Raw genomic sequence first — 25,231 nt, forward strand, 5'->3', positions numbered from 1 at the left:
AGCGTCAACACCTTTTTCAAAAAAATTTAAATTATTTAAGGGGTTAGGGGATTTGCCCGACCACCCGCCTTTGCCCTCGGGCCGTGTCGTGCGAGAATGCGCCCTCTTTATTGTTCCTTTCTCGATGGTTAATCACGCGTCTATGACTGCACACCTAATCGATGGCAAGGCGATCGCCGCCAACCTGCGCAAAGAGATCGCTCAACGAGTCGAGGAGCGTCGCCAGCAAGGCCTGCGCACGCCGGGCCTGGCGGTGATCCTGGTCGGCACCGACCCCGCCTCCCAAGTCTATGTCTCGCACAAGCGCAAGGACTGCGAAGAGGTCGGCTTCATTTCGCAAGCTTTCGACCTGCCCAGCGATACCACGCAGCAAGCCCTGACCGAGCTGATCGACCGCCTCAACGACGACCCGGCCGTCGACGGCATCCTGCTGCAGTTGCCGCTGCCGGCGCACCTGGATGCCTCGCTGCTGCTCGAGCGTATCCGCCCGGACAAGGATGTCGATGGCTTCCACCCTTACAACATCGGCCGCCTGGCCCAGCGTATCCCGCTGCTGCGCCCGTGCACGCCAAAAGGCATCATGACCCTGCTGGAAAGCACCGGTCAGGACCTGTACGGCATGAACGCGGTGATCGTCGGCGCGTCCAACATCGTTGGCCGGCCGATGGCCATGGAGCTGCTGCTGGCCGGCTGCACCGTTACCGTCTGCCACCGCTTCACCAAGGACCTGCCCGGCCACGTCGGCCGCGCCGACCTGGTGGTAGTAGCCGCCGGCAAGCCGGGCCTGGTCAAGGGTGAGTGGATCAAGGAAGGCGCCATCGTCATCGACGTCGGTATCAACCGCCAGGACGATGGCAAGCTGGTCGGCGACGTGGTCTACGAGACCGCCCTGCCCCGTGCCGGCTGGATCACGCCGGTGCCGGGTGGCGTCGGGCCGATGACCCGCGCTTGCCTGCTGGAGAACACGCTGTATGCCGCCGAAGAGCTGCATAAGTAAGATGGCGTGAGATGAAAACGGCACCTCTGGCAGGTGCCGTTTTTTTTGCCTGTGACTTGTTGGCTGACGGTACTGGCCCTATCGCCGGCAAGCCGGCTCCCACACAATACCCTGTGGGAGCCGGCTTGCCGGCGATAGGGCCAACGCGGTCTCTAGCCGATCACTTGCGCGCCGCCTCCCACGACTTCAGCAGTTCCTCGTAACTGACCGTCTCGCCCTTGGGTTTCTCGTTGGCCAGCTTTGGCTTTGGTGCCCCCGGCTGGTCGAACCAGTACTGGGCATCTTTCTCCGGGTTGAGCTTCGGCGCACAGGTCGCCTGCGCATTGGAGCGCTGCAGCCGCTCCATCATCTTGTCCTGGTCGCGCGCCAGGCCATCCAGTGCCTCCTGCGGGGTCTTCTCGCCACTGGCCACTTCGGCGATATGGCTCCACCACAACTGCGCCAGGCGTGGATAGTCCGGCACGTTGGTACCGGTCGGCGTCCACTGCACCCGCGCCGGGCTGCGGTAGAACTCCACCAGCCCCCCCAGCTTGGGCGCCAGATCGGTCATGGCCTGGGAGTTGATGTCCGACTCCCGAATCGGCGTCAGGCCGACAATGGTCTTCTTCAGCGACACCGTCTTGGACGTGACGAACTGGGCGTACAGCCACGCGGCCAAGCGTTGCTTTTCCGGCGTCGACTTGAAGAAGGTCCAGGAGCCGGCATCCTGATACCCCAGCTTCATCCCCTCCTCCCAGTACGGCCCCTTGGGCGATGGCGCCATCCGCCATTTCGGCGTGCCGTCGGCATTGACCACCGGCAGCCCCGGCTTGGTCATGTCGGCGGTGAACGCGGTGTACCAGAAGATCTGCTGGGCAATGTTGCCCTGGGCCGGTACCGGGCCGGCCTCGGAGAAGGTCATGCCCTGGGCTTCCTTGGGCGCGTAGGCTCGCATCCAGTCGACGTACTTCTGCGTCGCATAGACCGCCGCCGGGCCATTGGTATCGCCGCCGCGGGTCACGCTGGAGCCGACCGGGTGGCAATCCTCCACGCGAATCCCCCACTCATCCACCGGCAAGCCATTGGGCAGGCCCTTGTCGCCGCCGCCGGCCATGGAAAACCAGGCATCGGTGAAGCGCCAGCCCAGCGAGGGGTCTTTCTTGCCGTAGTCCATGTGGCCGTACACCCGCTTGCCGTCGATTTCCTTGACGTCCTCGGTGAAGAACTTGGCGATGTCCTCGTAGGCCGACCAGTTCACCGGCACGCCCAGTTCGTAACCGTATTTTTCCTTGAACTTGGCCTTGAGCTCCGGCCGCTCGAACCAGTCGGCGCGGAACCAGTAAAGGTTGGCGAACTGCTGGTCGGGCAGTTGATAGACCTTGCCGTCTGGGGCGGTGGTAAAGGACAGGCCGATAAAATCCTTGATGTCCAAGGTTGGCGAGGTGTAATCCTTGCCTTCGTTGGCCATCAGGTCGGTGATCGATTCCACCTTGCCATAGCGAAAGTGCGTACCGATCAGGTCGGAGTCGTTGACCCAACCGTCATAGATGTTCTTGTCCGACTGCATCTGCGTCTGCAGCTTCTCCACAACATCGCCTTCTTGCAGCAGGTCGTGGGTCAGCTGGATGCCGGTGATCTCGCTGAAGGCCTTGGCCAGCACCTTGGACTCGTACTCATGGGTGGTGATGGTTTCCGACACCACGTTGATCTTCATCCCACGAAACGGCTCGGCAGCCTTGATAAACCACTTGAGCTCGGCCAACTGCTGTTCAGGCGTCAGGGTGGACGGTTTGAACTCGCTGCCGATCCACTTTTTCGCCGCGTCCTCGTACTGGTCGGCCCACGCCGTGCCCTGCACGCTGGCCAGTACCAGCCACGCGGCCAGGGTCAAATGTCGCCGTTTGTGATTGTTCTGGAACATTGTGATCTCCCGATTGAGTTATTCCCCGGAGCCGTCGCTCAGCCCCAGCGCATCACCACCACCAGCCAGCCCAGCGACAGCAGCGAGGCCACCCACAACGGCCAATCGCTGAGCCCGACCACCAGCAGGTGCAGGTAGGCGCTGGCCAGCAGGCCGATGAACAACCGGTCGCCACGGCTGGTGACGATCGGCAGGAAGCCGCGCCGCTCGACACAGGGGCGGCGCAGCTCGAACAAGGTCATGCACAGCAACAGCACGCCGACGGCCGCGAAGAACAGCGCCGTGGGCAGGGTCCAGGCCATCCACTCCATGCGTGCTACCTCCCTATACCCGGCCCAGGGCAAAGCCCTTGGCCACGTGGTTGCGGACGAACCAGATCACCAGCATGCCCGGCAAGATGGTCAGCACTCCGGCCGCGGCCAGCACCCCCCAGTCGATTCCTGAGGCGGACACGGTGCGGGTCATCACCGCTGCGATCGGCTTGGCATTGACCGACGTCAGGGTGCGCGCCAGCAGCAGCTCGACCCACGAGAACATGAAGCAGAAAAACGCCGTCACGCCGATGCCGGAACCGATCAGCGGAATGAAGATCTTCACGAAGAAGCGCGGGAAGCTATAGCCATCGATGTAGGCGGTTTCGTCGATTTCCTTGGGCACGCCGGACATGAAGCCTTCCAGGATCCACACCGCCAGCGGCACGTTGAACAGGCAATGGGCCAAGGCCACGGCAATGTGCGTGTCGAACAGGCCGATCGACGAATACAGCTGGAAGAACGGCAGCAGAAACACCGCCGGCGGCGCCATGCGGTTGGTCAGCAGCCAGAAGAACAGGTGGCGGTCGCCGAGAAAGCGGTAACGTGAAAAGGCATAGGCCGCCGGCAGCGCCACCAGCAGCGAAATGACCGTGTTCAGGCACACGTAGTACAGCGAGTTGAGGTAGCCGCTGTACCAGCTGGCATCGGTGAAGATCACCCGGTAGTTGTCGAGGGTAAAGGCCTGCGGCCACAGGGTCAGGCCACCGAGGATCTCGGTGTTGCTCTTGAACGACATGTTCAGCAACCAGTAGATCGGCACCAGCAGGAAGAAGAAATACAGCAGCAGGACCAGGGTCTTTCTCGTGCTCATGGCCTAGTCCTTGTCGGCGTGGGTCATGGCCGTATAGAACAGCCACGACACCAGCAGGATGATCAGGAAGTACACCAGCGAAAACGCTGCCGCCGGGCCCAGGTCGAATTGCCCCACGGCCATGCGCGTGAGGGTCTGGCTGAGGAAGGTGGTGGCGTTGCCCGGCCCCCCGCCGGTCAGCACGAACGGCTCGGTGTAGATCATGAAGCTGTCCATGAAGCGCAGCATCACCGCGATCAGCAATACGTTCTTCAGCTTGGGTAGCTGGATGTGCCGGAACACGGCCCAGTTCGAGGCGCGGTCGATGCGCGCCGCCTGGTAGTACACGTCCGGGATCGCACGCAGGCCCGAATAGCACAACAGCGCCACCAGCGAGGTCCAGTGCCACACGTCCATCACCAGCACGGTCAGCCAGGCGTCGAAGGTGTCGCTGGCGTAGTTGTAGTTCACCCCAAGCTTGGCCAGCGTCGCGCCGAGCAGGCCGATGTCGGCGCGGCCGAAGATCTGCCAGATGGTGCCGACCACGTTCCACGGAATCAGCAATGGAATGGCCATGACGATCAGGCACAGCGAGGCCCGGCGCCCCTGGGTCGGCATGGTCAGGGCGATGGCGATGCCCAGCGGGATCTCGATCGCCAGCACGCAGGCCGAATAGATGAACTGGCGCAGCAAGGCATCGTGCAAGGCCGGGTCGCGCAGTACCTGGCGGTACCAGTCGGCCCCCACGAAGTAACGGTTGGACTGGTCGAAGATGTCTTGCAGCGAATAATTGACCACGGTCATCATCGGCACCACGGCGCTGAAGGCCACCAGCAGGAACACCGGCAGCACCAGCCACCAGGCCTTGTTGTTGGGCACCTTGTTCATGGCCCGGCCTCCAGCAGCACATCGTCGACATACAGCATCAGCCACTGCGCCGGCAGGCTCACCCAGGCCTGTGCCGCCGGCAAGGGACGGTCCTCCGCCAGGCGCGCCTTGAGCGACACCCCACCCAATGCCAGGGTGACGATGCGGTAGGTGCCCAGGTCCTCGACGTCGAGCACCTGCGCCGGGTAGGCCTGATCGAACGGGCTGTCCCACAGCTGCACGAATTCCGGGCGAATCCCCACCTGCAGGCGCCCGCCGCCCGTCGCCGCCAGACGCTCGCGCAGTCCCTCGGGCAGGGGTAGGTGGATATCACCGAACGCAACGCCATCGGCCTCGCCCCGCACATCGATCAGGTTCATGCCCGGGCTGCCGATGAAGTAGCCGACGAAGGTATGCCGGGGTCGCTCGAACAGCTCGCGCGGGGTGCCGAACTGGACGATGCGCCCGCCGTGCATCACCGCGATCTTGTCGGCGAAGGTCGAGGCCTCCAGCTGATCATGGGTGACGTAGATCATGGTGATGTTGAACTGCTCATGGATCTGCTTGAGCTTGCGCCGCAGCTTCCATTTCAGGTGCGGGTCGATCACCGTCAGCGGCTCATCGAAGAGAATCGCCGAGACGTCGTCGCGCACCAGGCCGCGGCCCATGGACACCTTCTGTTTTTCGTCGGCGCTGAGGTTGCGCGCCTTTTTCTGCAGCACCGCCGACAGGTCGAGCACCTCGGCGATTTCCTCGACCCGGCTGCGCACCCGGCCCTCGTCCAGGCCCTGATTGCGCAAGGGAAAGGCCAGGTTGTCGAACACCGTCATGGTGTCGTACACCACCGGGAACTGGAACACCTGGGCGATGTTGCGCTGTTGCGGCAGCAAGTCGTTGACCGGCTTGCCGTCGAACAGCACCTCGCCATGGGACGGCGTGAGCAGGCCCGAGATGATGTTGAGCAGGGTCGACTTGCCGCAACCGGAGGGCCCCAGCAAGGCATAGGCACCGCCCTGCTCCCATACATGGTCCAGCGCATGCAGGGCATAGTCCGCCTCGCTGGCAGGCTGGCGGCTGTAACTGTGGGCCAGTTGCCGCAGGCGGATCTCGGCCATCAGGCACTCCTCGCCTGGCGCAGGCCAGGCGCCTGCACCAGTGCACCTGCGCTGTCGAAGACGAACAGCTTGTGGGTGGGGATGAACACACGTATCGGCGCATCCACTTGGTATTCGTGTACGCCGGGCAGGTGCAGGACCATCCGCCAGTGCTCGTTACGCACATGCAGGAAGGTTTCCGAACCACTGATCTCGGCCAGCTCCACCCGCACGGCCAGCTCCAGGTCATCGTCGTGTGACGGTACCAGGGTGATGTGGCTGGGGCGCACGCCGAAGCGGTAATCGCCATCCCCCAGGCGCTGCAAATCGGCGTTACGGGCGAAGTGCACGGTCTGGGCCAGGCTCACCTCGTTGCCGCTGATGCGACCCGGAATCAGGTTGATCGGGGGTTCGGAAAACAGCTCGGCAGCCAGCACGCTGCAGGGGCGTTGATAGACCTCGGCAGTGGCCCCGCTCTGCACGATACGGCCCTCGTGCAACACGGTCGTGGTGCCGCCCAGCGCCAGCGCTTCGTTGGGCTCGGTGGTGGCATACACGGCAATGCAGTGGCGCGCGGCGAAGAGCTCGCGCAGTTCCTGGCGCAGGCCCTCACGCAACTTGTAGTCGAGATTGACCAGCGGCTCGTCGAACAGGATCAGCGAGGCATCCTTGACCAGCGCCCGGGCCATGGCCGTGCGCTGCTGCTGACCGCCGGACAGCTCCAGCGGCAAGCGTTGCAAGTAGGCCTCGATGCGCAGCATCTCGGCGGTTTCCTGCACGCGCCGGCGGATGTCCGCCTCGGCCAGGCCCGCCTGGCGCAGAGGCGAGGCAATGTTCTCGAAGACACTCAGGGTCGGGTAGTTGATGAACTGCTGATACACCATCGACACGTTGCGGTGGCGCACCGCAATGCCGGTCACATCCTTGTCATCCATCAGCACGCGCCCCCGATCCGGGCGGTCGAGGCCGGCCATCAGGCGCATCAGGCTGGTCTTGCCGGCCAGGGTGCGCCCCAGCAGCACGTTGAACGATCCTGGCTCGAAACGCAGGGAGGCATCGATGATCCAGGCATGGCCATCGATACTTCGACTGACCTGCTCCAGCACCAGGGACATGGTGTGCGGCCCTTTTTGATTGTTGTCCGCCACACAGAGCCAGTTCCATGCCAGTTTTGCCCCTTCGCTCTGGCACGCGCCTTTGCCAACGCTGACCGGCCACCCGTGGTTCACAACTGAACAGATTCGCTGAACACCTGAACACTCGCGGGTTTGACATTGAACAGCCGTGAACGACACTGAACGACGGTCGGCCGATAACAACAATCACACAGGACAGGCCCATGGCCACATCCGCTTCGACCCACGCCCAACTGATCCAGGCCTCCTGGGCCCGTTGTCGCGAGCATGGCCTGCAGCCGCAAAGCGCACCGGACTTCGACTGCCTCACCCGCGCCGAACTGAACGCCCTGCTGGAGCGTCGCCAGTCGCTGCTGCGACTGACCCGCGATGAGGTGCTGCCGCAGTACGCGCACTTGCTGGGCAATGCCAGTTACCTGGTGATGCTGGCCGACGCCAGCGGTTGCCTGCTCGACACCTGGGGCTCGCGGCGTTTCGTCGAGCCGCGCCAGCAGCACGGCTTCAGTGCAGGCGCCCATTGGCACGAACGGGGTGTAGGCACCAATGCGCTTGGCACTGCCCTGGTCTGCGCCGAGCCGATCCATGTCGGCCAGGATGAACACTACCTGCGCCAGAACCACTACCTGGCCAGCGCCGCGGCGCCGCTGTTCGATGCCGAGCGGCAGCTGGTCGGGGTGCTCGATGTGGCCAGCGACGGCTACCTGCCGGCCACCCAGACCCTGGGCCTTGTGCGCATGATGGGCCAGAGCCTGGAGAACCGCCTGATTCTGGCGCAGTACGCCGACCGCCACGCGCAGCTGCTGTTCAACAGTGGCTCCGACAACCTCGACAGCCCCTGGGCCGGTTTACTGGTATTCGATGAGCGTGGCCAGGTGCTTGCGGCCAATCATCGGGCCGACAGCCTGCTGGGGGTCGACCCGCGGCGACAGAACCTCGAACAACTGTTCCAGATCCCCTTGCGCCAGTTGCTCGCTCACCCCCAACATCACGCCTTCGCCCTGCAGGCGGCCGGGCGCAACCGCTTCCACTGCCAGTGGCAAGCCCCCCGCCAAAGCCCGCCGCGCACAGCAGCGCCGGGCAGCGACCCACGCCTGGAAAAGGCCCTGGCACAGGCCAGCCTGTTGCTGGAGAAAGACATTCCCCTGTTGATCCAGGGTGAAACGGGGGTGGGCAAAGAGCTGTTCGTCGAAACCCTGCACCGCGCCAGCAGCCGCGCCCGCCAGCCGTTGATCGCAGTCAACTGCGCCGCCATTCCCGCCGAGCTGGTGGAGTCGGAGCTGTTCGGCTACGACAAAGGCGCCTTCACCGGCGCTCACCACAAGGGCAACCCCGGACTGATCCGCAAGGCCGACCAGGGCATCCTGTTCCTCGACGAAATCGGTGACATGCCGCTGCCTACCCAGGCCCGCCTGTTGCGTGTATTGCAGGCGCGCAGCATCCAGCCGCTGGGCAGCGGTGAACCGGTGGCGGTGGATATCCGGGTAATCTCGGCGAGCAACCGCGACCTGGCAGAAGAAGTGCGTGTCGGGCGCTTTCGTCAGGATCTCTACTACCGCATCGCCGCCATGGCAGTGGTCTTGCCAGCGCTGCGCGAGCGCAGCGACCGGCGGCAACTGATCGAACAGGTGCATGCCCAGCACCGCGACCCGGGGCAGCCGGCGCGGCTGCCCCAGGCCATCCTCGAGCTGCTCGAACGCCACCCCTGGCCAGGCAATGTGCGCGAGCTGGTCAGCGTGATACAGGTGGCGCTGGCATTGGCGGGCACCGAGCCAATCACGCTCGAACACCTGCCGTCGGGCTTTCTGGCCGAGGCATACGGGCCCGTGGCCGTCAGCGCCGTACTGCCCGAAGACGACCTGCAGACCCGGCTGCAAAATGCCAACGGCAATCTCTCGGCCGTCGCGCGCGAGCTCGGGATCAGCCGCACCACCCTGTACAAAAGATTGCGCGAACAGTGATTGCAGACACCCCACAGCCGATTCGGCTGCCACTCGCCTGAAATCAGCCGGTCCCGCTGGGCGCCGGCCCTGCTTCAGCCAGTATGTGCCCTCTGCCCACGGGACAATGGTTTTGAACCCATTTCTGGACAGCGCTGCCGCAGGGAGACTGCCATGACTCGCTATATCGATGTGCAAGACCTCGCCCGCCTGGTCAACCGCAAGGGCCTGGCCACCTGCCTGGTGGAAATGGCCGAGTACATCCGCCAGGACTACCTGCGCTGGCAATCTTTCGAGAAGTGCGCCCGGGTGGCGAACCACTCACCTGACGGGGTGATCGAACTGATGCCGGTCGCCGACGCCGGCCTGTACGCCTTCAAGTACGTCAACGGCCACCCGAAGAACACCCGCCTCGGCCTGCCCACCGTCATGGCGTTCGGTGCCTTGAGCGAGGTCAGCTCCGGTGCGCCGCTGCTGCTGAGCGAGATGACCCTGACCACGGCGATCCGTACCGCAGCCACCTCGGCCCTGGCCGCCCGCTACCTGGCGCGCGAGGACAGCCGGAGCATGGCGTTGATCGGCAATGGCTCGCAAAGCGAGTTCCAGGCCATCGCCTTCAAGACGCTGCTGGGCATCGATGAAATCCGCCTGTACGACATCGACCCCTGCGCCACGGCAAAACTGGTGGCCAACCTGGCCGGCCGCCCTGGGCTGAAGCTGATCGTCGCCAAGTCCGTCGCCGAAGCGGTGCGCGGCGCCGACATCGTCACCACGGTCACCGCCGACAAAGCCTATGCCACGATCCTGACCCCGGACATGATCGAACCCGGCATGCACCTGAACGCCGTGGGCGGCGACTGCCCCGGCAAGACCGAGCTGCACCGCGACATCGTCGAGCGGGCCCGGGTGATCGTCGAGTACGAGCCACAAAGCCGGGTCGAAGGCGAGATCCAGCAGATGCCGGCCGACTCGCCGGTGACCGAGTTCTGGCACGTGCTCGCAGGCACCGCCCCAGGCCGCGAGAGCGCAGCGCAGGTGACCCTGTTCGACTCGGTCGGTTTTGCCCTGGAGGATTACTCGGCACTGCGCTACGTGCTCGATACAGCGCGGGCCATGAACATCGGCCAGGACATCGCGCTGGTGCCGTCGCTGGAAAACCCGAAAGACCTGTATGCGCTGCTGCAACCTCGGGTGGTGGAAATTCGTGCCAAGCCCAGGGCTGGCTCCGCTTGTGCCTGATGGATTGACCAGGGGCTGCTGCACAGCAGCCCCTTACCGCCTATCTTGTCCATGCCCCTTCGACAAAGAAGCCCAAGCGCATGGACACCAAGGACGTTCCACTTCCTCCCCTGGACCGCATCGACGAAGCCATCATCAATGTGCTGCGCGTTGACGGCCGTATCACCTTCGAGAAACTTTCGACGCTGGTTCACCTCACCCCGCGCCCGTGCCTGGAGCGCGTGCGCAAGCTTGAGCGACGCGGCGTGATTCGCGGCTACGGCGCGATCATCGACGCGCAGAAAGTCGCCCCCGGCCTTTCCCTGCTGGTGCTGGTGGCCTTGTCCAACCAGAGCGGCCGTGCCGCCCAAAAGGCCTTCGAAGCCACCATGCGCGCCTGCCCGCAGGTTCATGAATGCCAATTGATCAGCGGCCATTTCGACTACAGCCTGCGCCTGCGCTGCCGTGACCTGGAGCACTACCGGGTGCTGAGCGAAAGCTGGATGAACACCGAGGCGCTGCACATCGACAAACTGGTCGCCCACCCCGAACTGGCGGTGGTGAAAAGCAGCGCTGGGCCTGTCAACGGGTAGAGTCTATCTACCCGCGCACCCGTACAGGCATCGCTAGCCTCCCAGCTCCCTCACCCGCAGGAGCTGTCGATGACCCACGCCCCCCGATCGCTATGTCGATGAAACCGACATCTACACCCGCGCGAGCGCGTTGCTGCTCAGTACCCGCACGGCGGCGGAACAGGCACTGCTGCGCAGCCTGACCGAGGTCATGGCCAGCTCGCTGGCCTGAACCGAGACCTGGAGGGCGCCTTGCCGGATACCTGGCACGGGGCCGTCCAGGTCACTCGTCTTTCCACTCGCTGGGTTGCCGATAGCTCGCCACCCACTGCACCACCTGCGTAGCGGGCATCGGTGGCGCAATGCAGTACCCCTGCGCCAGCTCGCAACCCAGCGCCATCAGCACCCGCCCATGCTCGACACTTTCCAGCCCTTCGGCGATCACCTCGCGGCCAAAGGCCCGTGCCAGGCTGATCACCGCACCGGTCAGGGCCAGGTCATCCTGGTCGTGAAGGATGTCGCGCACGAACGACTTGTCGATCTTGATGGTCTGGGTGGGCAGGCGCTTGAGGTAACTGAGCGACGAGTACCCAGTGCCGAAATCATCCAGGGAAAACCGCACCCCCAGCGCCTGGCAGGCTTCCAGGCAGCGGCTGACATGCGGCAGGTTGTCGATCGCCACCGACTCGACGATTTCCAGGTCCAACCGGTTCGGGTCGACGTGCGGATACGCCACCAGCAACTGCTTCAGGCGCTCGACAAAATCGTCACGCTGCAAGTGACGGGCGGCAATGTTGACGCTCAGCGACCAGGGCCGACCTTGGCGCTGCCAAGCCTGCAGCCGCTGCAGGGCGTGTTCGATCACCCACTCGCCGATCTCGACGATCAAATCGGTCTGCTCCACCAGTGGCAAGAACTTGCCCGGCAAGACCAGCTCGCCGCCTGGTCGCTGCCAGCGCAGCAGGGCCTCGAAGCCCAGGACCTGGCCGGTACGCAGGTTGACCTTGGGTTGATAATGCAGGCACAGCTCACGGTTGCGCAGGGCCCAGCGCACCCGCGCCACGGTCTGGTGTGTGGCCTGCAGTTCAAGTTCCTGGGACACGTCGAACACGTGGTAGCGGTTGCGACCCTGCTGCTTGGCCACATACATGGCCTGGTCAGCATGGCGCACCAGGGTGTCGGCATCCTCATCGTCAAGGGGGAACAGGGTGACCCCGATACTGGCGCTCAACGACAGCCGTTGCTCGCGTATCGCATAGGGCGCAGCCACCCCCCGTAGCACGCGCTGCAAGGCGACATGCAACTGCTGGGGGGTGTCGACATGGCGCAATATCAGCACGAACTCGTCGCCCGACAGCCGAGCCACCGAATCACCAGTGCGCAAGATGCCCTTGAGCCGCTGCGCCACCTCCACCAGCAGCAGGTCGCCCGCCGCGTGCCCGTAGCCATCATTGACCGCCTTGAAACCATCCAGGTCGAGCATGCACACCGCCAGGGAGATCTCTTCCCGGCGGGAAAAGGCCAGGGCCTGGTTGAGCAAGTCTGACAGGTAGGCACGGTTGGGCAGGCCGGTGAGCACATCGTGCCCCACCCGCCACTGCAGGGTATGCAGCAGCTGGCGCTTTTCGGTGACATCGAAGCGGATCGACACGTACTTGCGCACCTGCCCGGTCGACGGGTCGATCAACGGCACCATGGTGCTATCGACCCAATACAGCGAGCCATCCTTGGCGCGGTTGCAGATCTCGCCCTTCCACACCTTGCCCGCGGCCAAGGCCCGCCACATGCCCAGGAAGAACTCCGGCTCGTGCAGGCCCGAATTGAGAATGCGGTGGTTGGCCCCCAGCAATTCGTCGCGGCTGTAGCCGGAGATACTGCAGAACTGCTGATTGACGTAGGTGATAGACCCACGTAGATCGGTTTCGGAAAAGATCGCGGCCGCGTCCACGGCTGCGCGATAGATATCGTCCATAAGCATCCTGGGTCAGCGGTTGAAGCGCTCTACCAGGGCGCGCAATCCAACGCACACCTGCTCAAGCTCCGCACCCCGCGAAGCGGCGGCATTGGCACTGCGGGCGCTCTGCTGCGCGATGCCCGCCACGCCATTGATCTGCCGCGAGACGTCTTCGGCCACCGCCGATTGCTGCTGCGAGGCGGTCGCCATCTGCTGGCTCATGCTGCTGATGCGTTGCACCGCGTCACGGATGTCATGCAGCGTCTGCTGCGCTTGCTGCACCTGCACCACGCCCTGCTCGGCACCGGCGATACCCTGGCTGGCCATGTCCACGGCCTGCTCGGCACCGCTGCGCAGGGCGTCGATGATGCCTTGGATATGCAAGGTCGATTGGCGAGTCTTGTCGGCCAGCGCCCGCACTTCATCGGCCACCACGGCAAAGCCGCGGCCCTGCTCGCCGGCGCGCGCCGCTTCGATGGCCGCATTGAGGGCCAGCAGGTTGGTCTGTTCGGCGATGGCGCGGATCATCCCGGTGGCTTCGCCAATCCCGGCGCACTGACCGGCCAGGTGCAGGACCGCCTGGTTGATCTGCTCGACCGTGTCGGCCAGCGCCCGGATCGCCGCGCCGCTGGCGTCGGCCACCTGGCTGCCTTGCTCGGCGAGCAGGTGCACGGTATGTGCCTCGCCTGCCGTGAGCTGCACGTGGCTGGCGACTTCGCCGATGGAAGCGGCCATTTCGGTCATCGCGGTGGCGCTCAGGTCCGTCTCCGCACGCTGCTCCAGCAATGCCGTCTCGGTGCCGCGCGACAGGCGCCCCGCATCCTGCGCCGCCACGGCCATTTGCGCGGCCAGGTCGCTCAGGCGAGTGAGCGCGGTCTTGAGGCGCGCCTCCTCGCCGATCAGGATCAGTTGCAACTGCCCAGCCGCCCCCGGCAAGTCGCTGTAGGTCAGCGCGGCCAGCGGGTCGGCGAACGTGCCCTCAGCGCCATCGATCACCTGCCGCAACTGCCGGCCCAGGTCATTGCGCGCCCACAGCCCGTAGGCCGCGAACAACGTCAAGGTCAACCCTTGGCCGAGCGGCCCCGGCCACAGCTGGTTGGCGCCCACGGCGAGCAGCCCGCCCAGCAGCGGCAAGGCCAGCGTCTGGCCCAGCAGCGCCAGCCGGCGGCCCACCGGTATCGCTGCCTGCCCCTCGCGCAAGCGTGCATACAGGGCCTCGGCCCGGCGTATCTGTTCACGGGTCGGGCAGACCCGCACCGACTCATAGCCGACCACCCGCCCACCTTCGAGGATCGGCGTGACATAGGCATTGACCCAGTAGAAGTCGCCGTTGCGGCAGCGGTTCTTGACGATCCCCATCCAGCTCTTGCCCGCCTTGAGGTAACGCCACATCAACGCGTACACCGCCGGCGGCATGTCCGGATGGCGTACTAGGTTGTGCGGGCTACCGATCAGCTCGGCTTCGCTGTAGCCGCTGATGGCGGCGAATTCGGGGTTGCAGTAGGTGATCAGGCTGGCGGTGTCGGTGGCCGAAATCAGCCGCTGATCGGGGGGGAAACATTGCTCGACCGGGGTAACCGGCAAGTTGAGGCGCACGTTGAAACTCCATTCACTGACGCACCGACAGCTGTCCAGGCAGCCATCGGGACTTATCCACGCCGTGAATTCTACGAAATTCATTACCTGAATGATACAAATGTAACGAAATATGCCTTACCGCCCCAAGATCTTGGCAAGCTGATTGCAGCGATGGACCCGGTGCTGGCCAAGCCCTGATCTCGCTCCGCACACCTGCGGCCTGTTGAACCTTTCCAATCAACGTACGCACCGGACTAGAGCCTGGCAGGCCAGAATGCACCACAACTGGTCAGACCGGTAAGGCCAAAATTCCTTGCAATGGCCGATTTTTCGCGGTTTTATGAGTTCGCGCTGAACAAACCGGTAAGACCACAAAAATAAATAAGTCCTCCGCTCTTTCGCCCCGTGCGGCACCGAAGCAAGGACACCGACCAGAGATCACTCCCATGCTCAAATGGTGCTCGCGTTCGATCTTCCTGCAAGTGGTGCTCGGCCTTGCCCTCGGCATCGCCTGCGGCCTCAGCTTCCCCGACCTTTCCCTGCAACTCAAACCCCTGGGCGATGGCTTCATCAAGCTGATCAAGATGCTCATCGGCCTGATCGTCTTCTGCGTGGTGGTCAGCGGCATTTCCGGTGCCGGCGACCTGAAGAAAGTCGGCCGTATCGGCTTGAAGTCGGTGATCTATTTCGAAGTACTGACCACCATCGCCCTGGTGATCGGGCTGGTGTTCGCCTTCAGCAGCGGCATCGGCAGCGGTGCCAACATCCACCTGGACCAACTGTCCAGCGCCGACGCCAGCAGCCTGGCCGAGCGTGGCCAGCATATCCACGGTGCCACGGCGTTCTTCATGGACCTGATCCCGACTTCGGTGGTGGGTGCCTTCGCCGACAACAACATTCTCCAGGTGCTGCTGTTCTCGGTGCTGTTCGGCAGCGCGCTGAACCTGGTGGGCGAATCGGCGGCCGGCATCTCGCGGCTGATCAATGAACTGAGCCATGTGATCTTCCGCATCATGGGCATGATCGTGCGCCTGGCGCCGATCGGCGTATTCGGCGCCATCGCCTTCACCACCAGCAAGTACGGCCTGGAGTCGCTGCAGCACCTGGGTGGCCTGGTGGCCCTGTTCTACCTGACCTGCGCCGGCTTCGTGCTGGTCATCCTCGGCTCGGTGATGCGCCTGTCGGGCCTCAAGCTGCTGCCGTTCATCAAGTACCTGCGCGAAGAACTGACCATCGTCCTTGGCACCGCATCGTCCGACGCCGTGCTGCCGCAGATCATGCGCAAGCTCGAGCACCTGGGGATCGGCAGCTCCACTGTGGGCCTGGTGATCCCGACCGGCTACTCGTTCAACCTGGACGGTTTCTCCATCTACCTGACCCTGGCCATCGTGTTCATCGCCAACGCCACCGGTACGCCGCTGGAGATGACCGACCTGTTGACCATCCTGCTGGTCTCACTGGTGACTTCCAAGGGTGCCCACGGCATCCCAGGCTCGGCGCTGGTGATCCTTGCCGCTACCCTGACCGCCGTGCCGGCCATTCCGGTGGTGGGCCTGGTGCTGGTGCTGGCGGTGGACTGGTTCATGGGCATCGGCCGGGCCTTGACCAACCTGATCGGCAACTGCGTGGCCACGGTGGCCATTGCCCGCTGGGAAAAAGACATCGACCTTGAGCGTGCGCAGAACGTGCTGGCTGGCAAACCCGGCTTCGCCCATGCACCACGCAAACCAGCCAACGCCCATCAACAGGAATTCTGAGCCCATGTGGCCGGCGCTGACGCCGGCCCTTTCAGGAGCGAAACGTGATCAGCTCATCGACCGTCGTCACCTCAGTGGTGGAAAAACTGCGCCAGGCCCTGGCCCGCGGGCAATGGCGCTCCGGCGACATGCTGCCCGGGCAGCGCGAACTGGCCGAACAGATGGGCATCAGCCGCCCCAGCCTGCGCGAAGCGGTGACCGTGCTGGAGACCCTGGGCCTGGTGCGCTCGCTGCCGGGCAAGGGCGTGCTGGTGCTGGATGCCGAGGCAGCCCTGCACGAGCCCAGCAGCGATACCGCCGCCGCCAGCCTGGCCGACGTGCTGGAGCTGCGCTACACCCTCGAACCGTTCATCGTCGGCCTGGTAGCGCAGTCGGCCAACAGCCAGGACATCGGCCAATTGCGCCTGACCCTGATGGACATGCGCGAGGCGCTGGAAGCCGATGACAGCGAGACCGGTGCCAAGGCCTACATCGCCTTCCACGAAGCGCTGTTCGCCCTGACCACCAACCCGATCTTCCAGAGCGTGGTGCAGCAGACCGGCAATGCCCTCAAGCAAAGCGCCAGCATGCTGCGCAACTCACCCGAACACCTGGCCGCGCGACTCAAGGAAAACGAAGCCGTGGTCCGCGCCATACGCGAACGCAACAGCGCCCAGGCCAGTGCCCAGATGCGCCAGCACATCCTGGCCGAAGGCCTGCGCATGGGCATCGAACTGAACATCCCGGACGACCATCCGCAGCCCTGACCCCAAGGAGAGCGACCATGACCGCCTGCGCCCACGCCGCCCCCCGCCTGCCTGCCCTGCTCGCCGCTGGCGAAACTCGCCTGTCGGCCGATCAGATCTACCCGCGTTTGTTCGACGCCATCCTCGAACAACGCCTGCCACCTGGCAGCCTGCTGCCGGAACAGGCACTGGGCAATGCCTTCGGGGTTAGCCGCACGGTAATCCGCCGGGTGCTTGGCCGGCTGTCGGACCAGCAGGTGGTGGTGCAACGCCCCAGCCACACCGCTCACCTGGCCGCGCCCGACCCGCAACAGGCACGCCAGGTGCTCAGCGCACGGCGCCTGGCCGAAACCACCTTGATCAGCCTGGCTGCCCAGCGCGCGCGGCCTTCGCAGGTGCGCCAATTGCGCCAGCTGGTGGAGCGCGAACGCCAGCATCATGAACGTGGCGAGCGCTGCGCGGCCATCCGCTTGGGCGGCGAGTTTCACCTCAAGCTCGCCCAGGTGGCCGCCAACGCGCCACTGGCACGGTTTCTCAACGGTCTGGTGCCGATGACCTCGTTGATCATCGCCCGCTATGAGTCACCCTGCTGCGACCACTGCGCCTGGCAGGAGCATGCCGCGATCATCGATGCCGTGGAGGCCGGTGACGAGGCGGCGGCGTTGGCGTTGATGCATGAACATCTCGACCGTCTGGAAGACAAGTTGAACCTGGAATAACAGCGGCCGCTGCGCGGCCATCGCCGGCAAGCCGGCTCCCACAGGGACCTCACTGCCTTCGAAGCCTGTGCTGTACCTGTGGGAGCCGGCTTGTCGTGGCGACGAACCGCGGCGATGGACTGCAGCGCAGTCCCCCTGCCCCCGCCCTATACTCGAAGAACCACCCAGCCTCTACCCAGGGAGGCAGCCGATTGAGCACGCGCATTCCAATCCTGCTCTGCCTCTTGCTGGCAATCGCCGGCTGCGCAGGCAAACCCCCGGCCCCGCCGCCCCCATTCGCCGTGCTCGACCCGGTCACCTGGCAACGCATCGACCAGGAACTGATCGACGCCTCGGTCGGCGCCGCAGGCTCGGCCAACGACTATGCGCGACGCTCGATGCGGGTATGGAAGGAACAGGTCCAGCAACGCACGGAAAGCGACTTCATCCCCTGGTTCACCGGCTACTGGACCCAGCAATGGCTGACCCTCAAGGTCGCCTGGTACAAGCTCGACAGCGGTGAAGGCCGCGAGTCCGCGGAAAAGCGCCTGGCCCTGTACCTGCAGGAGCAATACCACGAGCGGGTCATCGAACCGGTTGCCGAGCAGATCAACCCCGAAGGCATTCGCGACCGCGCCAGCGAGCTCTACCTGCAGTTGTTCGGCCAGCAACTGCCGTCCATCATCCAGCGCTACAACGCCCCGCCCGAGCAGGTCAGCCAGCGGCTCAACCACATCCCGGCGATCCACTTGGGCCCTCCGCAAGCACGCAATGCCAGCCTCTATCAACTGTTGCGGGCCAAGCCCCTCGACCAGCAACCGGCTTGGCTGGCCCTGCGTGAACACTTGCATCAGCAAGCCGCCAAAGGGCCAGGCCAGACCGACGCAGGTCTGTCATCGGTGGCCACCCGCGCCAGCGAGAAGCTCGGCGCCACCCTGGCGCCGCGTGGCATCGCCAGTGCCGTGGCCAGTGCGGTAGGCAAGGTGGCCGGGGCGATGATCTCGGTGGCGGCCGCAGGCTACGGGATGATTACCCATGACCGCGAGCACCCGGAGATGGTCGAGCAGTTGCGGGTGATCCTCAATGTGGCGCTCAACCAGGAATGGCGGGAATTGATGGATAACCGCCAGAGCGGTGCCATGGCGGGGGTTTACTACTTGTCGGGGCAGGTCGAGGACAGTTTGCTGGCCAGTGCGCCGCGACCGCAGCAGCCTGAGCAGCCGCAGGCGCAGGGGCCGCGGCAGGAGCCCTTGTTGATTCGCATCCCGCCGTAGAGGTTGTTCTTACCGGCCCTATCGCCGGCAAGCCGGCTCCCACAGGGAATGCACAAACCTCAAGGGCTGTGGGGTACCTGTGGGAGCTGGCTTGCCAGCGATCGGGCCAGTACGGCCCCCCTCAAGCAGCCGCGAGCGCCGAATTGGGCAAACCAAAGATCCGGTCAAACGCCCAGTTGTAGGCAAAGGTGTAGCAAGGCACCAGAACAATGAACGCCAGGTCCACCAAAAATGCCTCGACCAGGCTCATGCCCAGCCACCAGGCGATCAGCGGAATCAGGTACACCACTAAAGTCAGCTGGAAGCCGATAGCATGCGCCACCCGCCGCGCCACGCTACGCCCGCGCTTGGCCTGGCGGCTTTCCCAGTACTCGAACAGGCTGTTGTAGATCAGGTTCCAGAGCATCGCGATGGTGGTGATCATCACCGCCAGGGGCCCAGTGTGCGAGGCCTGGGTGTCGGACAGGTAAGCCAGCCCCAGGGTCGACATGCACAGGCCGATCAGTTCGTAGAAGGTCACATAGACCAGTTTGCGTTTGACTCCCTGCACCGCGATAACCTCGTGTGGCGATAAGCGAAGGGGCGCAAGGATGCTTCAATCTTCTTGACAGAAAAAGTCAGCAGCTTTCAGATTAACTGACAGGAGGCTGCCATGAACTTTTCCAGCGACAACATCCAGCTGTTTCTCGCCGTGCTCGACCGCGGCTCGTTTTCTGCCGCAGCGCGCGCCTTGCAGCGCGTGCCCTCGGCGGTGAGCATGGCGATCGGCAACCTCGAAGCGGAGCTGGGCTATGCCCTGTTCGAGCGTGGCCCACGCGAAGTCCGCGCCACCGCCCAGGCCCTGGCGCTGGAGCCCCACGCCAGGCTGATCGCCGAGCAGTTGGGGCTGTTGCAGGTACACGCGCTGGAGCTGTCCCAGGGGCTGGAAAGCCGCCTGACCCTCGCCGTCGTTCCCGACATCGACCACCGCCCATTGCTGGCCGCCATCGCCACGCTCGGCGAGCGCTTTGCGCTGCTCGACATCGAGCTGCTCAGTGCCCCCCAGGAAGAGGCCCTGCAGCTGCTCGACAGCGGCCGCGCCGACCTGTGCCTGGCCTTCGCCGGCCTGCAGGTCGATGCCCGGCGCGGCTTCCAGCACGTCGGCATGGAGTCGCTGGTGGCGACCTTGGCCCCCACCCACCCGGCCTTGCGCGAGGGACGCATCGAATACCTGGAAGACCTGATCAAGGTGCGTCAGATCCTGGTGCGCAGCCGCGACCTGCCGCTGCTCGATCCGCGTGCGCTGATCGGCGCCACGCACTGGACCACCGACAGTTTCGACCTGGCCCTGCAGATGGTCGAGGCCGGCCTGGGCTGGGGTGACTTGCCGCTGGCCAGGGTCGCGCCGCTGATCGCCAGCGGGCGGCTGGTGCGCCTGGCGTTTCGCAATACCCACAATGAACTGCAACTGCCGGTGCATGCCTTCTGGCGCAAGCAACAACCGTTACGCCAGGCGGCACGCTTGCTGATCGAGCAACTGGCCGCCCGCTAGATTGCCGTCCGTCGCCTTTCGCCGAAGACAATGCGCAAGCATTTCAATGTTTTACCGCCCGAGCCGATAGCTCAGGAGACAGGCCCCGCCGTTGCGTCACAAGCGCACGGCGCCCTCCCCTCCATGGCTCAAGGTCTCGAAACATGAACCTGAAATTTCGCCACAAGATCCTGCTCAGCGCCTGCGGCGTCGTGGTGCTGGCATTTGCCCTGTTCACGCTCTACAACGATTACCTGCAACGCAACACCCTGCGCCAGAACATCGAGGCCTCGGTCCAACAGGCCGGCGCACTCAGCGCCAGCAGTGTGCAGAACTGGATGAGCGGGCGCATCCTGGTGCTGGAAAACCTGGCCCAGGACATCGCCACGCAAGGGGCCAGCGACACCTTGGCCGGGCTGATCGAGCAGCCTTCCTACACGCGAAACTTCCTGTTCACCTACCTGGGCCAGGCCAACGGCGTGTTCACCCAACGCCCCGACACCCAGATGCCCGCCGGTTACGACCCACGCCAGCGGCCCTGGTACGCCAGCGCGGCAAATGCCGGCCAGACCGTGCTCACCGCCCCCTACCAAGGTGCGGTCGGCGGCCTGATGGTGACCATCGCCACGCCGGTGAAAAGCCGGGCCAACGGCGAACTGATCGGCGTGGTCGGCGGCGACCTGACCCTCGACACCCTGGTGCAGATCATCAACTCGGTCGACTTCGGCGGCATCGGCCACGCCTTCCTCGCCGACAGCGACGGCCAGGTGATCGTCAGCCCCGACAAAACCCAGCTGATGAAAAACCTCAAGGACATCTACCCCGGCAGCGGCCTGCGCATTGCTTCGGGGATGCAGGACGTGGTGCTCAACGGCCAGCAGCGGTTGATTTCCTTCGCCCCGGTGGCGGGCCTGCCGTCGGCTCAGTGGTACATCGGCCTGTCGATCGACAAGGACAAGGCCTACGCCGCCATCGATCAGTTCCGCACCTCGGCGATCATCGCCATGCTCATCGCCGTGGCCGCCATTGCCCTGCTCCTGGGCCTGCTGATCCCGGTGCTGATGCGCCCGCTGACCACCATGGGCCGCGCCATGCGTGACATCGCCGAGGGCGAAGGCGACCTGACCCGCCGCCTGGAGGTGGTGCACAAGGACGAGTTCGGCGAGCTGGCCACCTCGTTCAACCGTTTCGTCGAACGCATCCACACCTCGATCAGCGAGGTGTCCTCGGCCACCCGCCTGGTGCATGACCTTTCGGAAAAGGTGGTCAACGCCTCCAACGCCTCGATCATCGGCTCCGAAGAGCAGAGCATGCGGACCAACAGCGTGGCGGCGGCGATCAACGAACTGGGCGCTGCCACCCAGGAAATCGCCCGCAACGCGGCGGATGCCTCGCAACATGCCAGCGGCGCCAGCGAACAGGCCCATGGGGGCCGAGAAGTGGTCGAGGAAGCCATCAGCGCCATGACCGCCTTGTCCCAGCGCATCAGCGAATCCTGTGCGCAGATCGAAACGCTCAATGCCAGCACCGACGAGATCGGCAAGATCCTCGACGTGATCAAGGGCATCTCCCAGCAGACCAACCTGCTGGCGCTCAACGCCGCCATCGAGGCTGCCCGCGCGGGCGAGGCCGGGCGCGGCTTCGCCGTGGTCGCCGACGAAGTCCGCAACCTGGCGCACCGCACCCAGGAATCGGCCGAAGAGATCCACCGCATGATCACCAGCCTGCAAGTGGGTTCACGCGAGGCAGTGCACACCATGAACACCAGCCAGGTGTCCAGCGAACAGACCGTGCAGGTGGCCAACCAGGCCGGCGTACGCTTGGCCAGCGTGACCCAGCGCATTGGCGAGATCGACGGTATGAACCAGTCGGTGGCCACGGCTACCGAAGAGCAGACGGCCGTGGTCGAGAGCCTGAACCTGGACATTACCCAGATCAACACCCTCAACCAGCAAGGGGTGGAGAACCTCAACGACACCCTGCGTCATTGCGATGCGCTGTCGCAGCAGGCTGGGCGCTTGAAGCAATTGGTGGGCAGCTTCCGTATTTGAGGGCCTTTTGGGGGCGCTCTGCGCCCCTTTCGCGACACAAGGCCGCTCCTACAAAAGCACGCGAGTCTCTGTAGGAGCGGCCTTGTGTCGCGAAAGGGCTGCGCAGCAGCCCCTATGCCACCACCGCTTTCCCCTGCCTCCCCCGCCGCACCCAGGCCAGCAACACCGCCGCCATCAGCACGAACCCCAGGTACCCAAACAGCGGATACACCTCACCCACCAGGCTGATGAACCCCACCAGGCTGCAGACAAACGCCGCCGCCCCCGTCACCACCGAGCCCCAGCGGAACTTCGCCGTGCCCGCCGGCAGCAACCGCGACAGGAACGAGAACAAGGTGCCCACCGCCGTGTTGACGATCATCCCGAAGATGATCAGGCACATCACCAGCCCCAACAGCGGTGAAACCTCATTGGCGATCGACAGCATCGGCATCGGCAAATCGGCGACGCTGTCCAGGCGCGACAGCAACCCGGCGCTCATCACCAGCATCAGCCCGCCCAGTGCCGCGCCGCCCAGCAAGCCGCCCCACACCGCCGTCTTCTCGCCCTTGGCCGAGCCGCCCAGAATCGCCAGGATCGGCGCACCCGCGACGATGTTGTACGACACATACAAGAACGCCCCCAGCAACCAGTGGTGCGTACCTGCCTGCTGCTGACTGGCCAGTTGATCGAGCATGGCGAAACTCTGCCCACGGGTGAACACGGCGTACAGCGCGATGGCCGAGGCCACCAGGATCAGCAGCGGCGTGATGGCGCCGATGGCGACGATCACCTTGCGCACGTCCAGGCACACGATGCCTACCACCAGCAAGGTCACCAGCACACTGCCGGTCAGCGCCGGAATAGCGAACTGTTGCTCCAGCAAGGCGCCGCCGCCAGCCAGCATGACCACGGTCACGGCGAACATGAAGAAGGTGATCAGCCAGTCGACGAACAGGCCCAGGTGGCGCCCGCAGATGGCCTGGATCACATCTTTGTGCGAGGTCGCGCGCTGGCGGTTGCCGAGCCCGGCCAGGGCCATGCCGAGGAAGGTGAACAAGGCGGCGCTGACCAGCGCGCCGACCAGGCCCCAGACGCCGAAATCGACGAAGAACAACAGCAATTCCCGCCCGGACGCGAAGCCCGCTCCCACGATCACGCCGACGAAGGCCCCGGCGATCTTCAGTTGCTCTTGCATGTGAACCTCAGGTTATTGTTGTTGTGCGCGCCAAGGCCCTTTCGCGGGCAAGCCCGCGAAAGGGTTCTACTCAGCGATCGCCGACATACGCTTGCACTTCGATTTCCACATCCACCCCCAGCGCCAGCGCCGAAGCGACGGTCGAACGCACCGGAAACGCATCGCCGAAGAAGGTCTTGTAGACCTCGTTGAAACCGGCGAAATGGGCCATGTCGGACAGCCACACGGTCACCTTGACCACCTGATCGAAGCGCGCGCCGCACGCCTCCAGGCTTTCGGCAATACGCTCGCAGGCAGCGCGGGTCTGGGTCTGGATGTCACCGCGTACCACCTCGCCGCCGGCACTCATCGGCACCTGACCGGAGAGGAACAGGAAGCCGCCGGCCTTCACGGCACGCGAGAACGGGAATGGCAGGCTGCTGGGGAAACGCTGGATGTCGTTGCTCATGGGAAGCTCCTTTCAGGATGACTGGAAACGTGCCGAGGACAGGCGCTCGGGCGCCACCCCCTGGGCGATCAGGCTCGGGCACAGCGGTTGCCCGAGCAGCAGGTCGGCGGCCAGGCGCGAAGCACCGGCTGCCGACTGGATACCATAGCCGCCTTGCGCCGCCAGCCAGAAGAACGCCGGCACCTGCGCATCGAAGCCGATCACCAGGTCGCCATCGGCGACGAAGGAGCGCAGGCCGGCCCAGCTGTGGCTCGGGCGTCGAATCGCCAAAGTGGTCATGGCTTCGATGTTGTAGATGCCGAGGGCGATATCGAGCTCCTCGGGGGCGGCGTCCTGCGGCTCGACCGGGTCGGCGTTGGCCGGGGAGCCCAGCAGCTGGCCGGCGTCCGGCTTGAAGTAGAAGCTTTCGTCGACACCGATCACCGCCGGCCAGTGGGCAAAGTCCTGCTCGGCCGGGCCGGGGAAGGTGAAGGCGCTGCGCCGGCACGGCTGCAGGCCGATCGGTGCCACGCCACACTGCACGGCCACACGGTCGGCCCAGGCACCCGCGGCATTGATCAGTTGGCGTGCCTGCAGGTGGCTGCCATCGGCCAGCGTCACCTGCCACAGTCCGTCCTGGTAGTGGGCCTTGTGCAACTCGGCATTGCAGCGCAACTCACCGCCAGCGGCGCGGTAGCCGCGCAGGAAGCCTTGGTGCAGCGCGTGCACATCGAGGTCCATGGCACCCGGTTCATGCACGGCACCTGCGATGACGTCCCCGCGCAGGCTCGGCACCAGGGCAAGGGCGGCATCACGGTCGAGCAGACTGACCTCGGTGCCGTTGGCCAGGTTTTGCGCGTATGTGTCTGCGAGCAGCTCACCTTGCTCATGACTGGCGACATACAGGCAGCCACGCGGTTCCAGCAACGGATGTTCGCAGAAACCTGCCGGTGGCGTTTCGTAGAACGCCCGGCTGGCCCGGGTCAGGGCCTGAATCTGCGGGGTGCCGTAAGCCTCCATGAACATCGCCGCGGAACGCCCGGTCGAGTGGTAACCCGGCTGCGTCTCACGCTCCAGCAGCAGCACCTGGCGCTGGCCCGCCAGGCGGTAGCCCAAGGAGGCGCCGGCAATACCGGCGCCAATGATCAAGGTGTCGTAGATCGGGGTCATGCACACTCCTGCCCGAGAATTATCATTTATGAGAATTCTAATATATGAGAATTTCGAAATGTGCAAGGCCGCAAGGTAAGATGCG

At 64.7% G+C, this 25,231-nt stretch carries 23 protein-coding genes and 2 pseudogenes; 11 read left to right on the forward strand and 14 right to left on the reverse strand.

Annotated features, from left to right (window positions below):
• Positions 1-142 precede the first annotated feature (142 nt).
• Positions 143-997 (forward strand): bifunctional methylenetetrahydrofolate dehydrogenase/methenyltetrahydrofolate cyclohydrolase FolD, encoded by an 855-nt coding sequence (gene folD, locus ACIPZB_RS23780; protein WP_008089453.1) that lies wholly within the window; start codon positions 143-145, stop codon positions 995-997.
• Positions 998-1,157: 160 nt separating this feature from the next.
• Here the strand turns inward: folD and ACIPZB_RS23785 are convergent, their stop codons facing one another.
• From ACIPZB_RS23785 to ACIPZB_RS23810, 6 genes are read right to left on the reverse strand one after another with little or no spacing between them, the layout of a single operon-like run.
• Positions 1,158-2,897, reverse strand: a complete 1,740-nt coding sequence (locus ACIPZB_RS23785; protein ID WP_400642984.1) for a carbohydrate ABC transporter substrate-binding protein — start codon at positions 2,895-2,897, stop codon at positions 1,158-1,160.
• A gap of 38 nt (positions 2,898-2,935) precedes the next feature.
• Positions 2,936-3,208: a DUF2160 domain-containing protein gene (locus tag ACIPZB_RS23790; RefSeq protein WP_008089450.1), complete on the reverse strand. Its 273-nt coding sequence runs from the start codon at positions 3,206-3,208 to the stop codon at positions 2,936-2,938.
• Positions 3,209-3,221: 13 nt separating this feature from the next.
• A complete protein-coding gene (locus ACIPZB_RS23795; RefSeq protein ID WP_400642985.1) occupies positions 3,222-4,022 on the reverse strand; it encodes a carbohydrate ABC transporter permease in 801 nt (266 codons plus the stop codon).
• Positions 4,023-4,025: 3 nt separating this feature from the next.
• A complete protein-coding gene (locus tag ACIPZB_RS23800; protein WP_008089446.1) occupies positions 4,026-4,889 on the reverse strand; it encodes a carbohydrate ABC transporter permease in 864 nt (287 codons plus the stop codon).
• The gene (locus ACIPZB_RS23805; protein ID WP_400642986.1) at positions 4,886-5,983 is read right to left on the reverse strand and encodes an ABC transporter ATP-binding protein; all 1,098 of its coding nucleotides are present in this window, start codon (positions 5,981-5,983) and stop codon (positions 4,886-4,888) included. The genes ACIPZB_RS23800 and ACIPZB_RS23805 overlap by 4 nt, the downstream gene beginning before the upstream one ends.
• Complete coding sequence (locus ACIPZB_RS23810; RefSeq protein ID WP_400642987.1) at positions 5,983-7,077, reverse strand: ABC transporter ATP-binding protein; 1,095 nt, start codon at positions 7,075-7,077, stop codon at positions 5,983-5,985. The genes ACIPZB_RS23805 and ACIPZB_RS23810 overlap by 1 nt, the downstream gene beginning before the upstream one ends.
• A 224-nt stretch (positions 7,078-7,301) precedes the next feature.
• Here ACIPZB_RS23810 and ACIPZB_RS23815 point away from each other — a divergent pair, with 224 nt between their 5' ends.
• The 3 genes from ACIPZB_RS23815 (at position 7,302) to ACIPZB_RS23825 (ending at position 10,846) form a co-directional block, all read left to right on the forward strand.
• Entirely contained in the window at positions 7,302-9,056 is a 1,755-nt protein-coding gene (locus ACIPZB_RS23815; RefSeq protein ID WP_400642988.1) for a sigma-54-dependent Fis family transcriptional regulator, read from the forward strand.
• Between the two features lie 153 nt (positions 9,057-9,209).
• Entirely contained in the window at positions 9,210-10,274 is a 1,065-nt protein-coding gene (locus ACIPZB_RS23820; RefSeq protein WP_400642989.1) for an ornithine cyclodeaminase, read from the forward strand.
• 80 nt (positions 10,275-10,354) lie between these two features.
• Positions 10,355-10,846, forward strand: coding sequence for an Lrp/AsnC family transcriptional regulator (locus ACIPZB_RS23825; protein WP_400642990.1), 492 nt, complete (start codon positions 10,355-10,357; stop codon positions 10,844-10,846).
• A 111-nt stretch (positions 10,847-10,957) separates the two neighbouring features.
• On the opposite strand, the gene ACIPZB_RS23830 is transcribed toward ACIPZB_RS23825, so the two are convergent.
• The 4 genes and pseudogenes from ACIPZB_RS23830 to ACIPZB_RS23845 all read right to left on the reverse strand — a co-directional run.
• A complete protein-coding gene (locus ACIPZB_RS23830; protein ID WP_400642991.1) occupies positions 10,958-11,095 on the reverse strand; it encodes a hypothetical protein in 138 nt (45 codons plus the stop codon).
• A 13-nt stretch (positions 11,096-11,108) separates the two neighbouring features.
• Entirely contained in the window at positions 11,109-12,797 is a 1,689-nt protein-coding gene (locus ACIPZB_RS23835) for a putative bifunctional diguanylate cyclase/phosphodiesterase (protein ID WP_400642992.1), read from the reverse strand.
• Positions 12,798-12,809: 12 nt separating this feature from the next.
• Positions 12,810-13,886, reverse strand: a complete 1,077-nt coding sequence (locus ACIPZB_RS23840) for a methyl-accepting chemotaxis protein (protein WP_400643032.1) — start codon at positions 13,884-13,886, stop codon at positions 12,810-12,812.
• A gap of 207 nt (positions 13,887-14,093) precedes the next feature.
• Positions 14,094-14,459: pseudogene (locus ACIPZB_RS23845) on the reverse strand (PAS domain-containing protein); the annotation flags it as partial.
• 344 nt (positions 14,460-14,803) lie between these two features.
• On the opposite strand from ACIPZB_RS23845, the gene ACIPZB_RS23850 reads away from it, so the two are divergent.
• From ACIPZB_RS23850 to ACIPZB_RS23865, 4 genes are all read left to right on the forward strand, one after another.
• Positions 14,804-16,114, forward strand: a complete 1,311-nt coding sequence (locus ACIPZB_RS23850; RefSeq protein WP_400642993.1) for a C4-dicarboxylate transporter DctA — start codon at positions 14,804-14,806, stop codon at positions 16,112-16,114.
• Positions 16,115-16,158: 44 nt separating this feature from the next.
• Entirely contained in the window at positions 16,159-16,860 is a 702-nt protein-coding gene (locus ACIPZB_RS23855) for a FadR/GntR family transcriptional regulator (RefSeq protein WP_400642994.1), read from the forward strand.
• A 17-nt stretch (positions 16,861-16,877) separates the two neighbouring features.
• Entirely contained in the window at positions 16,878-17,558 is a 681-nt protein-coding gene (locus tag ACIPZB_RS23860; RefSeq protein ID WP_008089425.1) for a GntR family transcriptional regulator, read from the forward strand.
• A gap of 191 nt (positions 17,559-17,749) precedes the next feature.
• Positions 17,750-18,811, forward strand: coding sequence for a hypothetical protein (locus ACIPZB_RS23865; RefSeq protein ID WP_400642995.1), 1,062 nt, complete (start codon positions 17,750-17,752; stop codon positions 18,809-18,811).
• 121 nt (positions 18,812-18,932) lie between these two features.
• Here ACIPZB_RS23865 and ACIPZB_RS23870 read toward each other — a convergent pair whose 3' ends face one another.
• Positions 18,933-19,361 carry a PACE efflux transporter gene (locus ACIPZB_RS23870; RefSeq protein WP_008099818.1) on the reverse strand — a complete coding sequence of 143 codons (429 nt, stop codon included), beginning with the start codon at positions 19,359-19,361 and terminating at the stop codon, positions 18,933-18,935.
• 102 nt (positions 19,362-19,463) lie between these two features.
• Between ACIPZB_RS23870 and ACIPZB_RS23875 the strand changes: the two genes are divergently transcribed.
• The 3 genes and pseudogenes from ACIPZB_RS23875 (at position 19,464) to ACIPZB_RS23885 (ending at position 22,372) form a co-directional block, all read left to right on the forward strand.
• Positions 19,464-20,342, forward strand: coding sequence for a LysR family transcriptional regulator (locus tag ACIPZB_RS23875; RefSeq protein WP_400642996.1), 879 nt, complete (start codon positions 19,464-19,466; stop codon positions 20,340-20,342).
• Between the two features lie 143 nt (positions 20,343-20,485).
• Positions 20,486-21,514: pseudogene (mcpA, locus tag ACIPZB_RS23880) on the forward strand (methyl-accepting chemotaxis protein McpA); the annotation flags it as partial.
• Positions 21,515-21,631: 117 nt separating this feature from the next.
• Positions 21,632-22,372 carry a methyl-accepting chemotaxis protein gene (locus ACIPZB_RS23885; protein ID WP_400643033.1) on the forward strand — a complete coding sequence of 247 codons (741 nt, stop codon included), beginning with the start codon at positions 21,632-21,634 and terminating at the stop codon, positions 22,370-22,372.
• Between the two features lie 112 nt (positions 22,373-22,484).
• On the opposite strand, the gene ACIPZB_RS23890 is transcribed toward ACIPZB_RS23885, so the two are convergent.
• The 3 genes from ACIPZB_RS23890 to ACIPZB_RS23900 all read right to left on the reverse strand — a co-directional run bounded on the left by ACIPZB_RS23890 (position 22,485) and on the right by ACIPZB_RS23900 (position 25,146).
• Positions 22,485-23,549, reverse strand: coding sequence for a hypothetical protein (locus ACIPZB_RS23890; RefSeq protein ID WP_400642997.1), 1,065 nt, complete (start codon positions 23,547-23,549; stop codon positions 22,485-22,487).
• A 70-nt stretch (positions 23,550-23,619) separates the two neighbouring features.
• Positions 23,620-23,997, reverse strand: a complete 378-nt coding sequence (locus ACIPZB_RS23895) for a RidA family protein (RefSeq protein WP_400642998.1) — start codon at positions 23,995-23,997, stop codon at positions 23,620-23,622.
• A 12-nt stretch (positions 23,998-24,009) separates the two neighbouring features.
• Positions 24,010-25,146: an NAD(P)/FAD-dependent oxidoreductase gene (locus tag ACIPZB_RS23900; RefSeq protein ID WP_400642999.1), complete on the reverse strand. Its 1,137-nt coding sequence runs from the start codon at positions 25,144-25,146 to the stop codon at positions 24,010-24,012.
• Positions 25,147-25,231 lie beyond the last annotated feature (85 nt).

Origin of the sequence: Pseudomonas sp. NPDC089396, assembly GCF_044749545.1 — a bacterium.
Classification (GTDB): domain Bacteria; phylum Pseudomonadota; class Gammaproteobacteria; order Pseudomonadales; family Pseudomonadaceae; genus Aquipseudomonas.